At 46.9% G+C, this 13,147-nt stretch carries 13 protein-coding genes and 1 tRNA gene; 8 read left to right on the top strand and 6 right to left on the bottom strand.

The window, feature by feature from the left end; translation table 11 throughout:
- Window positions 1-182: 182 nt before the first annotated feature.
- The 4 genes from ACR9Y8_RS07010 (at window position 183) to ACR9Y8_RS06995 (ending at window position 3,151) form a co-directional block, all read left to right on the top strand.
- Window positions 183-1,280 (top strand): ABC transporter permease, encoded by a 1,098-nt coding sequence (locus ACR9Y8_RS07010; protein WP_481212531.1) that lies wholly within the window; start codon window positions 183-185, stop codon window positions 1,278-1,280.
- A 35-nt stretch (window positions 1,281-1,315) separates the two neighbouring features.
- Window positions 1,316-1,846 carry an SRPBCC family protein gene (locus tag ACR9Y8_RS07005; RefSeq protein WP_481212530.1) on the top strand — a complete coding sequence of 177 codons (531 nt, stop codon included), beginning with the start codon at window positions 1,316-1,318 and terminating at the stop codon, window positions 1,844-1,846.
- A gap of 69 nt (window positions 1,847-1,915) precedes the next feature.
- The gene (locus ACR9Y8_RS07000; RefSeq protein WP_481212529.1) at window positions 1,916-2,455 is read left to right on the top strand and encodes an SRPBCC family protein; all 540 of its coding nucleotides are present in this window, start codon (window positions 1,916-1,918) and stop codon (window positions 2,453-2,455) included.
- Between the two features lie 201 nt (window positions 2,456-2,656).
- The gene (locus ACR9Y8_RS06995; protein ID WP_481212528.1) at window positions 2,657-3,151 is read left to right on the top strand and encodes a DUF2911 domain-containing protein; all 495 of its coding nucleotides are present in this window, start codon (window positions 2,657-2,659) and stop codon (window positions 3,149-3,151) included.
- A gap of 114 nt (window positions 3,152-3,265) precedes the next feature.
- Here the strand turns inward: ACR9Y8_RS06995 and bioA are convergent, their stop codons facing one another.
- From bioA to ACR9Y8_RS06975, 4 genes are all read right to left on the bottom strand, one after another.
- Window positions 3,266-4,540: an adenosylmethionine--8-amino-7-oxononanoate transaminase gene (gene bioA / locus ACR9Y8_RS06990; protein ID WP_481212527.1), complete on the bottom strand. Its 1,275-nt coding sequence runs from the start codon at window positions 4,538-4,540 to the stop codon at window positions 3,266-3,268.
- A 125-nt stretch (window positions 4,541-4,665) separates the two neighbouring features.
- Window positions 4,666-6,828, bottom strand: a complete 2,163-nt coding sequence (locus tag ACR9Y8_RS06985; protein ID WP_481212526.1) for a TonB-dependent receptor — start codon at window positions 6,826-6,828, stop codon at window positions 4,666-4,668.
- Window positions 6,825-8,108 (bottom strand): sensor histidine kinase, encoded by a 1,284-nt coding sequence (locus ACR9Y8_RS06980; RefSeq protein WP_481212525.1) that lies wholly within the window; start codon window positions 8,106-8,108, stop codon window positions 6,825-6,827. The genes ACR9Y8_RS06985 and ACR9Y8_RS06980 overlap by 4 nt, the downstream gene beginning before the upstream one ends.
- Before the next feature lie 10 nt (window positions 8,109-8,118).
- Window positions 8,119-8,796 carry a response regulator transcription factor gene (locus ACR9Y8_RS06975; RefSeq protein ID WP_481212524.1) on the bottom strand — a complete coding sequence of 226 codons (678 nt, stop codon included), beginning with the start codon at window positions 8,794-8,796 and terminating at the stop codon, window positions 8,119-8,121.
- Window positions 8,797-8,935: 139 nt separating this feature from the next.
- Between ACR9Y8_RS06975 and ACR9Y8_RS06970 the strand changes: the two genes are divergently transcribed.
- The 3 genes from ACR9Y8_RS06970 to ACR9Y8_RS06960 all read left to right on the top strand — a co-directional run bounded on the left by ACR9Y8_RS06970 (window position 8,936) and on the right by ACR9Y8_RS06960 (window position 11,080).
- A tRNA-Pro gene (locus ACR9Y8_RS06970) sits at window positions 8,936-9,009 on the top strand.
- Window positions 9,010-9,401: 392 nt separating this feature from the next.
- Entirely contained in the window at window positions 9,402-9,902 is a 501-nt protein-coding gene (locus ACR9Y8_RS06965; protein ID WP_481212523.1) for an SDR family NAD(P)-dependent oxidoreductase, read from the top strand.
- Window positions 9,903-10,189: 287 nt separating this feature from the next.
- Complete coding sequence (locus tag ACR9Y8_RS06960; protein ID WP_481212522.1) at window positions 10,190-11,080, top strand: helix-turn-helix domain-containing protein; 891 nt, start codon at window positions 10,190-10,192, stop codon at window positions 11,078-11,080.
- A 124-nt stretch (window positions 11,081-11,204) separates the two neighbouring features.
- Here ACR9Y8_RS06960 and ACR9Y8_RS06955 read toward each other — a convergent pair whose 3' ends face one another.
- Together ACR9Y8_RS06955 and ACR9Y8_RS06950 are read right to left on the bottom strand one after the other, a co-directional pair.
- Window positions 11,205-11,462, bottom strand: a complete 258-nt coding sequence (locus tag ACR9Y8_RS06955; RefSeq protein WP_481212521.1) for a helix-turn-helix domain-containing protein — start codon at window positions 11,460-11,462, stop codon at window positions 11,205-11,207.
- 3 nt (window positions 11,463-11,465) lie between these two features.
- Window positions 11,466-11,945: a DUF2975 domain-containing protein gene (locus tag ACR9Y8_RS06950; protein ID WP_481212520.1), complete on the bottom strand. Its 480-nt coding sequence runs from the start codon at window positions 11,943-11,945 to the stop codon at window positions 11,466-11,468.
- Window positions 11,946-12,143: 198 nt separating this feature from the next.
- Between ACR9Y8_RS06950 and ACR9Y8_RS06945 the strand changes: the two genes are divergently transcribed.
- Window positions 12,144-13,136: a GlxA family transcriptional regulator gene (locus tag ACR9Y8_RS06945; RefSeq protein WP_481212519.1), complete on the top strand. Its 993-nt coding sequence runs from the start codon at window positions 12,144-12,146 to the stop codon at window positions 13,134-13,136.
- Window positions 13,137-13,147 lie beyond the last annotated feature (11 nt).

Raw genomic sequence — 13,147 nt, 5'->3', positions numbered from 1 at the left:
TTAACAATTAATAATACATGCATAACAGGTATTCCGTAAGGCAGATACAGGCTGGCAATGCCGTAACAGATACCCGTCCCGCCCATTATTCATTATTAATTCTAAATTATTAATTAAAAAACCTGCTGCTGTCAGCAGGTTTTTTTAGTTTTACACGATTTTTTTTAAAGCAGATCATATTTATGGCGGTGCAGTACAGTCAGTGGAAGGCCATGCTGGCCATCACAAAGGCCAGTCTTCGGGCTATTCTCCGGAGCCCTTCCACGGTGGCGTTTACACTTGGTTTTCCTTTGATATTTATCCTGGTTTTCGGATTTATCGGTCAAAGCACGGTAACGGTTAAAGCCGGTATCGCGCCCGGCACGGATACCTCAAGCTTTCTTTATAAGGAACTGGCAAAGGCTAAAAGCCTGAAGCTGGTGGATGAGTCGCCTGCCGAAATGGAAGACGACATGATCAAGGGCCGTATCACAGCCATCCTGCAGATTACCCAGAAGCCCGGAACAGGGCCGGTACCCGCTTATGATATCACGGTGCGTTCCAGTACCGCGGGGGTAGACAAGATCCAGGTTTTCCAGTCCATCCTTAAAGATGCACTGAACCGGATCGACGATCGCTTTTACCAGCGTCCATCTGTAGCACAATTGAATACAGTGGTAGTGCCTGGCAGGGCTTATAAAACCATCGACTTTATTCTGCCCGGTATGCTGGGCTTTTCCCTCTTAAGCGCTGCCGTATTCGGCACGGCTTTCCTGTTCTTCAGCCTCCGTCAGACACTGGTGTTGAAACGCTTCTTTGCCACTCCCGTCAGACGTACCTATATCATCCTGGGCGAGACCTTATCCCGCCTGATCTTCCAGCTGTTCGGCGCTATTGTGATTATCGGCCTCGGGCACCTGGCCTTTGGCTTTACCCTCGTGCATGGGTTTGCTACTTTTGTGGAAATGCTGATCCTGTCCCTGTTCGGATTGGTAGTATTCATGGGCTTCGGCTTCCTGGTAAGCAGCGTAGCCCGCAATGAAAGCACCATACCGCCCATTGCCAACGTGATCAGTATGCCGCAGTTCCTGCTGGCAGGCACTTTCTTCTCTATAGACGCCCTGCCTAACTGGCTGCAGCCGGTATGCCGCATGATGCCGCTGACCTACCTGAATGATGCTTTCCGAAAGGTGGCCTTCGAGGGCCAGCACCTCTGGAATGTAGGCCTTGAATTGGGTGTATTAACCCTTTGGGGCATTATCATCTATGCGGTCACCATTAAAGTCTTCAAGTGGGAATAAGCCCGTATGTCGTATTTTTTTCTTAAATTGGCTATATGCAAGTCCTGTATGTCATTCTGGGCGCTCTGGCTATCCTGATTCTGGGCCTCTTTGTATTCTCCCTTTACCTGCCTTCCCGTTTAAAGATCGAAAGATCATTATTGATTGAAGCAAGGCCGGAAGTGGTGTTCCGTGAGGTAAATACCCTTCGTAACTGGGAAAGATGGTCGCCCTGGCATCAGCTGGACCGTGCCATGAAGCTCGTTTATGGAGAAAAGGAAAGCGCAACAGGCGCCAGCTACAGCTGGGAAAGCAAAAAAAGGAATGTGGGACGGGGAAGCCTGAGCATTACAGAATCACGCCCATATGAATATATCGCTATCAGCATCAACTTCACAGGCCACGGTACCAGCAAGGGACATTTCCGTTTTGAACCGGTAGGGGAGCACACACGGGTGATATGGGTGATGGAAATGACTGTCGGACAAAACCCTGCCCGCAAGGTGATCAGCTTAATGATGGACAAATGGGTAGGCCGTGATTTTGAACGCGGTTTACAACAATTAGCCGTTGCCGCATCCCATTGACCATCAGTTATCTTTTAACAGCCCGCTGCTTTTTCCTTTCTGCTTTCTCCTTTATCCTTAATTTCGCGAATGCGTTTTATCAAACTATTCGTGATCAGTATCCTTTTCTTTGCTATACTGATCTTCCTGATCTCCTTATTATTTCCCCCCGATGCGGTAGTAGACCGTTCCGGCGTTATTGAGGCGCCGGTAGAAACAGTATATAGCCAGATCAGCGAATTAAGAACCTGGTCAGCATGGAACCCCTGGACGAAAGTGCAGGCAGCAGGTTCCCTGCAGTTCTCAGAACCTTCCCATGGCGCCGGCGCCTGGTATAGCTGGGAAAATCCGCAGCAACAGGAAGCATCCGGTAAGCTGACCATCCTGCGCAGCGATCCTGCCAAAGGCGTATATTATGACATGCATTTCAAAGGCCTGAAACCCGTAGTTTCCGGGCTTGAAATAAAGCCTACCAAAGATGGAAAAGGCACTGCCGTGCACTGGTATCTGAAAACCAGGCTCGGCTGGCTGCCCTGGTGGAAGTTCCGCGGGTTTATGGCCGACAGGTTGATGGGCCCCCAGGTAGAACAGGGTTTGACAGAGCTGAAAGCACTGTGTGAAAAAAAATAGTTTGAGGTTTCAGGTTTGAAGTTTGAGGTTCAAGGCAAGTACCGTCACTAAGGCAGCCCGTCCTTAACTTCTAACATCTAACGAACCTCAAACTTCAAACCTCAAACTTCAAACGTGCTATTTTTTATGAACGGTATTCTTGATTCTCCCGAATAGGCGTAATTTCCTTCACGTTTTAGCCATTAAATCAATACAGTCTATATGAAAAAGATCCTTTTAATGCTCACCATCCTGGCTACCACCGCCAGCATGGCATTTTCCCAGGCGGTTCAAAGCCCCCGGATCACCGCTGAAGGAGCCAATGTAAAAGTAAGCTATGGCCAGCCCTCCAAAAGAGACCGTGTTATCTTCGGCAAACTGGTGCCCTACGGCGAAGTATGGCGTACCGGTGCAAACGAAGCTACCGAGATCACCTTTGCAAAGGACGGCACTTTTGGCGGCAAGCCCGTTAAAGCCGGTACTTACAGCCTGTTCACCATCCCCGGCGAAAAGGAATGGACATTCATCCTGAACAGCGAGTTGAAACAATGGGGTGCTTACAAGTACAATGAAATCAAAGGGAAGGATGTATTGCAAGTAAAAGCGCCCGCTTCTACCATTAGCACACCGGTAGAAAAGCTGACCATTACGCTGCCCGCCGGCAAGCTGGTACTGGAGTGGGATAAGACGAAAGTGGAAGTGCCTGTAAAAGCATAAAAACGTTTGAAGTTTGAGGTTTGAAGTTTGAGGTTCAGGGCAAGTAGCATTTATTAAGACAACTCGTTCTGAACCTCTAGCCTTAAACGAACCTCAAACTTCAAACTTCAAACCTTAAACCTGATCCAGGAAGGCTATTATACTTTCATACACCATTCCCAGCTGCTCATCCGTTATGCAATAAGGCGGCAATATATACAAAGTATTCCCCAATGGCCGCAGCATGATCCTTCTCTCCCTGAAAAAGCGGTGCAGTTGATCCGCCAGCTGGTTAATATAGCTGTCTTCTCCGTCCGTTACAATCTCAAATGCGATGATAGTGCCTGTTAAACGTATATGCTTAACGGTTTTATAAGCCGACAGCTTTTCTGAGAACTGCTGATGCTTGCGGTTAATACGTTCCCTGTTCTCTTTACAGGCCGCATCCAGGAACAGATCAAGACTGGCCAGCGCTACGGTACAGGCCAGGGGATTAGCCGTAAAGGAATGCCCGTGAAACAGTGTTTTCAGCTTGTCATTTGACAGGAAAGCTTCGTAGATAGCAGCAGTGCAGGTAGTAATGCCCAGGGCCATGCTGCCCCCTGTAAGGCCTTTGGAGAGGCAGACCATATCAGGAGCAGTGCTTACATTTTCCATGGCAAAGTTCTTGCCGGTACGCCCAAAACCTGTCATGATCTCATCTGCGATCAGCAGTACCTGTTGTTGCTGGCAGTACTGCAGCAATTGGTCCAGCGCTGCGGCATCATACATGCGCATGCCGCCCGCTCCCTGGATCAGCGGTTCAAAGATGATGGCGGCGATGGTATCCGGCTCCAGTGCCTGGATGGCTGCCTTCAATTCGTCGATATTATCTGCCGAAGGCGTGTCTATAAAATGTACCTCGAATAAAAGATCATTGAAGGGCGCGGTAAATACACTTCTGCTGCTGACGCTCATCGCCCCGAAAGTATCCCCATGATAGGAGTGCTCAAAGGCCAGGATCTTATGCCGGCGGATACCCTGGTTATGCCAGTATTGCAGCGCCATTTTAATGGCCACTTCCACGGCGGTAGACCCGTTATCAGAGTAGAAAACCCGGCTTTGCTGCCCGGGTAATATGGGCAATAGTCTTTCTGCCAGATTAACGGCCGCCGGATGGGTGTATCCTGCAAATATGCAATGTTGCAGCTGCAGGGCCTGTGCTGCCAGCTTTCCCGCAATGTAGGGATGCGCATGGCCGTGAATGTTCACCCACCAGCTGGAAGTAGCGTCCAGGTAGCTGTTGCCCGCTTCATCAAAAAGTAGTGCGCCTTCCCCGCGTACGATTCCAATTGGTGCAGGAGCTGTTTGCATCTGTGTATATGGATGCCAGATCACCTGCAGATCGCGTTCACTTAATGTTTTAGACATGGGTGCAAAGCTAAATCCCAAAAGTACAAATCCCAAATTCCAATATCCAAATTCCAAAGCAGGGATTAAGTATTCCAGCGAAGGCAACTTGCCCCGCCCGCATTTGGAATTTGGGATTTGGAATTTTACAACGTGTACTTAAGCGAAAGATTCACCGTACGCCCGTCTATCGGTCCCCATAAAGGCAGGAACTGTGGTGCTGCCATACTACCGGTGTACAGTGGTGCATGTTTTCCCTGTCGTGCATCAAATATATTCTCGCAGTTTAGCACTACATTAAAATGTGATCCTACCTGGCGGGATACCATAGCAGCCCAGAACCAGTAATTGGGCGCCTTTTCATTGTTATACAGGTATTGATTGCCTGCCCAGGCGCTTTCTATACCGAACCTCCATTTGTCAGGAATTTCATAGGCGAGTGTGCTGGCAAACTTATCCCGCGGAGCAAAGGGAACAAAGGTAGCCGCTGCATCTGTGTATTTGGAAGTGGTATGATTGTAGCCCAGGTAGAGTTCCAGCTCTTCATAGCTTAAACGTATATACGTGTCTGTTCCCTGGCTTTTCGTTGCGTACGGCTGGTTCTCCAGCGAGATCATACCGTCGGCGATCACCACCGGCAATATCGGGTGCTTTATATGTGTATAGTAAAAGGCCTGGTCCAGTGTAACATCTACCGGTCCCAATGAGGTATGATACGCTGCATCGAAGTTGATGCCTGTGCTTCTTTCTGCTTTCATACCGCTGGCGAGTGGCAGCAGCTCTTTATAGGCAATACTTTGTGTCTGGCTGGTAAAGATAGCCGGTGTTTTATAACCGCTGCCTGCGCTAAGCCTGATGGAAAGCTGGTCCACCGGTTTGTACACCAGCGCCAGGCGCGGCAGGAAATACCAGCCATAAACATTGTGATGGTCGGCTCTTATGCCTGCTTCCGCCATCAGCCTTTTAGTGATATCAAAACCATCCTGTGCAAAGAAGCCTACGGTATTGTAGGTATAATTGCCGATCACGCTGCTGTCGCCGCTGGCCCTGCGGTACAGCTCTCCGGTATTGTTAATGCCCGCTACCCAGTTATTCCGTCCGCTCTTTTTGTTATAGGATGCTTCCGCATACAGGTTGCTTTGATTGCCGTTCAGCGCAAATGTGCCTTCCGTATTTTCAAGGTGATAGAAGCTGCCCACTCCCTTAACAGTTAAGGTGCCTCCACCCAATTGTCTCCGGCTGAATTGAAGGTCCACACTGTGCCGGTGGCTGTTATTGCTTTCTGTATATTGATGGATGCTGTCTTTGATATTTGACAGCACCTGCATATCGCCGCCTTCCCTCTTTTCCATGGTTCCGGTATAGCCTGCCACCAGTGTAGTATTTGGGTTCATATACCAGAAGAAGCGCGGATGCACAGTGTACTGCCGTACGCGGGGCACATCGCTGAAACCATCCTTATTTACATCACTCGCATTTTGCGTTGTAGCGCCTGCAAACAATGTAAGCCCGGTCTTTTTCCATTTTTGGGAATAGAAGGTATTTACATTGTTCTCTTTTAATGTGCTGCGGTTGACCAATACCGTTAGCTCCGGTTTGCTGCCCGGTGTTTTGGCAATGAAGTTAATCATACCGGCAATAGCGCCGCCGCCATACAAGGTAGATACTGATCCTTTGATGATCTCTATCTGCTTCAGATCCAGCGGGGGAATGGCCAGCACACCAAAATTGCCGCTAAGGCCTTCGTATACAGGCATACCATCGCGCAGCAGCTGCGTATATTTTCCATCCAGCCCCTGCATGCGGATGGCATTGTTGCCATTAACAGCCGATGTGTTCTGTATATGTATCACAGACAGATCGCCCAGTATACTGGCCACATTGCCGGGCTTTATACCGCTTTCCTCGTTCATATCTTCCTGCCCGAGTACTTCCACTTTCATGGGCAGGTCTTCAATACGGCTATTGGTGCGGGTGGAGCTGATCACTACTTCATCTATATTTTCCCCTTTTGCCTGCATCCATACGGGAATGGTATCTGTTCCTTTCCACGGAAAGCTGATGGATAAGGAAGCAGGTTGATAGCCAATAAAGGAAAACTGCAGTTGTGTGGCGCCGCTGCTTTGATTATTCAGCAGATAAACACCGGTATTGCCGGTGGCATGGCCTTTCCCGGTGCTGCTGTTCAATACGGAAACACCTGGCAGCGGTTGTTGCGTAACACTATCTTTAACGATGATAACAATTTGTTGCGCCTTGGTCGAAAAGAACATGCTCAATATGGCCAGGGTGGTCAGCAAATACTTCATGCTGCAAAAGAAGGAGACGATACTGAAGAAAATCTGTAGATGGTGAAGGTATGAACACCGTTTTCGAACTGGTAAGTAATAGGAAGCTGGCAGGTATCACAGATACGCTTTACAATGGCGAGGCCCAGGCCGTTAGAGCTGTCATTCAGCAGCGCTGATTTTTTGAAGCGCTGGAACAGTTGCTTTTCCGGTATGGCGGGCCATTCGCTGGTATTGCTGATGGATAATTGCTGTTCGTCCAGGTGCAGGCTGATCTTTCCGCCGGGATAATTGTAACGGATGGCGTTACCCAGCAGGTTACTGATCAGCATTTCTGCCAGTGCAGATGGCATGCTCCATGAAGTATTGAGCTCCTTCTCAACGCTAAGCCGTTTATCCCGGATCAGTTCATCCAGCAGGCCCAGGTACCGCTCTGTTACCTGTTGCAGCCCTTCGGGCTGTGAAACATCATACTGGTGGTTCTCGATCTTGGCCAGGAGCAGGAGGGAGTGGTTCAGGCGGGTGAGCCTTTGCAGGGCTTCGCTGCTTTGTGCAATGGCCTGCAGCTGGGCATCGTTGAGGCTTTCATCCTGTAGCAGCAATTCCAGTTTACTCTGGGCAATGGCCAGCGGAGTTTGCATCTCATGCGCAGCGTCTTCCGTCAGTTCTTTTATGTTCAGGTAGTCCGCATGTATACGGGAGATCATCGTATTCAGCGAAGCATTTAAGCGGTTGAACTCATGCGTTGAGCTCGGGCTGAAGCTAACGCTTTCTATCTTTTTGAGCTGTACGCCCTGGATCTTTTCAAGCGACTGATAAAAGGGTTTCCACAGGCGCCTGTTGAGTATCCAGTTCAGCAATATGATAAAGGCCAGCAAGCCGGTGAAAACGATCAGCATGACAGAGAAAATGTTCTTGATCAGGTCATCCCGTTCTATCAGTGATTTGCGGATGATCATCAGGTAAGAGCGGTCATGCAGGCGGACCACCTGGCTCAGTTGCCGGTAGGGCACTTTTTTCCCTTCCACCTCCTGGTACAGCATAATGCTTTCCAGGTATGGCTTTTCCTGTGGGGGCAGAAGGCTGGGCTGCAGGCTATACTCCGGGATGGGGAAAATGCTGCTGTTGGTGCCAGCGCTATCCAGGTAGCGCAGCCACTGGATGCGGTCGTTCATCAGCTCTTCATCTATTTCGTGCCTGATCTCCTTATTGAACTGGAAGAACAGGTAGAATGCGCTCGCCGCCAGCAGGGGTAGCATGATTAGCAGAAAATAGATAGTCGTTTTGGTGAGCAGCTTCATGGTATCCGGTTTATTGATCAGACCAGCGATAGCCGGTGCCGTAGATCGTCTTGATATAGTCCCCGCTGCCCGCTTCCAGCAGCTTTTTGCGCAGGTTCTTGATATGGGTGTAGATAAAGTCATAAGACCCTGCCTGGTCGTAAAGATCTCCCCATAAATGCCCGGCGAGAGCCGTTTTAGTGATCACCCGGCGCTGGTTGGCGATAAAATACAGCAGCAGCTGGTATTCTTTACCGGTGAGCGCTACGGGGGTATTTCCCACAAAAACGCTTTTAGAGCCGGGAAATACCTTTATCTCGTTAAAATGGATGGTAGTATTGCCATCGAAGTGTTTCCGCCGCAAAATGGCGTTAATACGGGCATTCAGCTCTGAAAGATGAAATGGTTTGGTCAGGTAGTCGTCTGCCCCCAGGTCCAGTCCGTGGAGCTTATCTTCCAGGGAGTCTTTAGCCGAGATGATAATGATCCCCGCCCCGGATTCGAGGGATTTAAGCTCTTTGATGATCTCCAGCCCGCTACCGCCCGGCAGGCCGATATCCGCCACGATACAATCATAATCGTAGTCATTTACTTTATCCAGGGCTTGCAGAAAATCAGGGGCGGTTTCGCAGATATAACCCTGCTGCTCCAGGTATTCCCTGATATTGGCCTGGAGGGCAGGTTCGTCTTCTATGACCAGAACTTTCATTGCGAATGATGTTGCTGGGATAAAAGTAAAACATTATTGCAGGAGAGGGGGAATACGGGTTAAGGAAATAAATAATATAAAGGAAAAATTGGTAATAAAGCAAAAAGTGTTTTACATTTGCGTTCCCTTTTTGGGAGTACGGGATGTAGCGCAGCCCGGTAGCGCGCTTCGTTCGGGACGAAGAGGCCGCTGGTTCGAATCCAGTCATCCCGACTAATTTTTACCTTTTTTAAAGAGGCTGTATCAAAAGTAGGATACAGCCTCTTTTTATTCGGGTACCTGATGGAGACAGGTAGTCGTTAAGCTATTCTCATCGCCTCCGCTCATTTTTAGGACACCCTCTTATTTAGTTCGAAATAATTTCGACAGATACCATAATTAAGCTGCGCTATTGCCAGTCAATGATTGTATCGTTCAAGTCCTGTGAAGCCGCATGTTATACTAATACTATGCCTATTTAATCAGATCGCCAACCTGGCTACACGCCCCAGGTCTACCGGGAATTGCAGGCAATATTCCACGTCATTTTGTGTTAGACATTCCTCCTTTTGGGTTATCATCCAGGGATAAGGCTAACCTACTTTTGTGTTATCAAACAACGCAAAATGGAACTTAAAGGGAAAACAATACTGATTACAGGCGGTACAGCAGGTATCGGCCTGGAAGCCGCAAAGCAATTTTTAGCTAATGGCGCAAAAGTGATCATCACTGGCAGAAACCAGGAAAAATTGGATGCAGCCCAAAAGTTATTACCTGCACTGACCGCTATAAGAAGCGATGTAGCAAATGGAGATGATGCTCAGTTACTTTTCAATAAGATCAGGGAACTTGGAGGAATAGATATTCTATACAATAATGCCGGTGTTTTTAGTCAGCCCCTTAATTTGGGAATAGCCAGTGACAGACATTTTGAATTGGCAAAGTATGAAATGGATATCAATTACCTGGGTGTGATCCGCCTGAACAATTTGTTCATCACTCTGCTGCAATCAAGGAAAGAGAGCGCTATTATCAATACTTCTTCCATTTTAAGTTATGTACCTTTAAATCTTGCTCCAACCTACTCTGCCAGCAAAGCGGCCATACACTTTACACTGTGTCGCTAAGAGATCACTTAAAAATTCTGAAAAGCAAAGTGAAAGTGTTCGAGATATTGCCACCTGTGGTAGCAACAAGTATGACCGAAAGTCTTGAGACAAAAGCGATCAGCCCGGAGAAATTAGTAAACGCATTGATTGCCGGGATCAAAAAGGATCGGTTTACTATACGTGTCGGTGACAGCAAGTTGGTATATATGATCAATCGGCTGTTCCCTAAAATGGCATATGGATTAGTAAATCCTGCGAAAAATGCGCGGCAGCTGTACGTTAATTCGTAACTTTAAGGCAATGTGATGAAACATTTTAAATCAATCAGTGAAATGGCAATCGCCAGTAATTTGCCATTGCCAGAACATCCTATGTTGGGTCTTTTGAGAATTAATCGTGAGATCAGGATAAATTATGCGGCATATACAAGCGACTTTTACATGATTGGATTAAAAAAGGTAACAGCTGGCTACGTATTGTATGGCAGAACTAAATTCGATCATGAGACCGGATCTATGATATTTATAAAGCCACGACAGGTAGTGGAAATGCGGAACCTGGAGTTTGAAGAGGATGGATACATTTTAGTTATTCATGAGGATTTTCTGACCGGACATTCATTGTATGAAGACATTCAACGGTATTCTTTTTTTGATTACGAAACAAACGAAGCACTTCACCTGGCGCCAAAAGAAGAAAAAATTATTTGGAATATTTTTCATACGATAGAACAGGAATATAATAATAGTGAAGACGAGTTTAGTAAAGAGATTATTCTCGCAGGCGTCAATTCCATACTTAAATATGCTGAACGTTTTTATAAAAGACAATTTATAAACCGGAAACAACTTTCCGGGAAAACGGTAACAGAGTTTAATAAAATCCTGCAAAAGTATATTAAAGATGGTTCCCTTGATAGCAAAGGTTTGCCCGCTGTTGGGGAATTTGCAAGCAGGTTAAACATCTCTTCAAGATATCTCACAGATCTGTTGAAAGTAGAAACCGGCAAAACTGCTATTGAACTTATTCATATTGCTCTTATTGGTGAAGCTAAAAACAGGCTGGTAAAAAAAGATAAAACTGTTTCTGAAATAGCATACGAATTGGGTTTTGAAAATATGTCTTACTTCTCCAGGCTATTTAAGAAAGAAACCGGCATGCTCCCGACATCTTATAAGAAGCTATTTTTTGAATAAAGTAATAATTGAGGGTAGAAAGCGTCCAGTCGTCCCAAACACCTACAGTTTAATAGGAAAGCGCGCTTTTGGAGCAGGCTTTTTCGTTCATATAAATTGCGATTATTTAACGGCTGTAGCATTCTCACTCACCCCGGCTGCTGCCAAACCCATTGTTAGCCGCTTGTTGTTCTTTTTCATCAGCGACATACTCCAAAATGTCACCGGGTTGGCAGCCTAGTGCTTTACAAATTGCGTCTAATGTGCTAAAACGAATTGCTTTTGCTTTCCCTGTCTTTAAGATAGAAAGGTTAGATAATGTCAGATCCACTCTTTCAGAAAGTTCATTGAGAGAAATTTTTCGCTTTGCCATCATCACGTCTAAGTTTACAATAATTGGCATAGCTTAAATGGTTAAGTCATTTTCAGATTTCATATCTATGGCATTTTGCAATATTTTTTCAAATATCGCTGCAGCAGTGGCCACTACAACAGAAACGAAAGTAGTCACGATACAAACCGCAAGAAAACCCGCAGGATCGTCGTCTTTATGGTGGGCTACCCTTATATACAGTCCTGCCATTACAATGAAAGCACTTAATACGATGGCACAATATTTTATGCTTTTTAAAGTTTTTACAGCGCTTGATGAAAAGACTTTATTTTGTCCGATATACCCAAGTAATTTGAACGCCTGGTATAGCGCCACAAAAAATGCGATGGATGCTGCGTATCCATATAAAATGAACGGGTCAAAGTAAATGCTAAACAAATCCAGGTTTGCAGCTCTTCCTTCGGTCAAGGGAAGCCGGATCATAATGGCAAGTGCCACCATGCCGATAAGCACGATGACTGCCTGAAGGAATATTATTGAAATTCTTTTCATAATGGTGCTATGAATGTTAGATCATAGCGTAAAGATAATAAATAATTATCGATAAACAATAAATATTTAGTGCTTTTTGCGAAATATTAAGTTTTCTATACCCGTGTAGATAGATACCATTATATATTTATAGCAGATGGCCGGAATTGTATAAAACATGTCATTTGAGCCATCCTTAATTCGTCCTATTTTTACATTATGCAAGGGACGAAAAAGAAACTGGTCGTTATTGTACCCATGCCGGGGATCTACCTCCTTGATATAGCCGGCCCCTGTGATGTGTTTGCCGCTGCCGACAAACTGCTGGATGGAAAGGGTGGATATGAAATCCTGCTCGCATCACCACTTCATACAAAGAAAATACCTACTAAAAGTAGTGTGGAGCTGCACTGCCCGGTCTCAGTAACAGAAATCACGCAACCGATCGATACAGTAATTATAGGTGGCTTTTCCATGCCGCTGCTGGAAAAGGGACAACGTTTTTTTCAATGGCTCAAAGGCATCTACCCGAAGGTCAATCGTATCGGTTCTGTTTGCGTAGGCGCCTATGCCCTCGCAGAAGCAGGCATCCTGGATGGAAAGCAAGCTACCACACATTGGGAGTACAGCCAGCAGTTTCAGCTGCGTTATCCTAATGTGAAAGTGGATACCGACCCTTTCTTTACCCGCGACACCAATATCTATACTTCAGGGGGCGTGTCCTCCGGGATCGATCTTGCGCTGGCCTTAGTGGAAGAAGATCATGGCCGGGAACTGGCCCTGCATATTGCACGCAAGCTGATATTACAGCTGAAACGGCCGGGATACCAGGCGCAGTTCAGCAGGCTGCTTGAAATTCAGCGCCTGGAAAACTCTATTGGCGGAAAGCTATATACCTGGATGATCCACCACCTGGAAGAAGACCTGAGTATAGAACACCTGGCCCGCCATAGCAATATGAGCGTGCGCAATTTCGCCCGGGTGTTCCTGAAAGAGACCGGCGTCACCCCCGCCAAATTTGTAGAGAAAGTACGGGTGGAAGTAGCCCGCCGGTATTTGGAAGACAGCGATCTGAGTATAGACCAGATCGCAGAAAAATGCGGCCTCGGTGGACTGGTCTCCATGCGGCGCACATTCATGCGGCACATGAATGTATCGCCCAGCGATTATCGCCGTTCATTCAGGACCTCGCTGCAGACAATAGAAGACTAACGTAAAATATA

The organism is Chitinophaga sp. SVR4-12A (assembly GCF_056754765.1).
The sequence above is the reverse complement of the archived record's forward strand: the minus strand, read 5'-3'. Positions and strand labels throughout refer to the sequence as shown.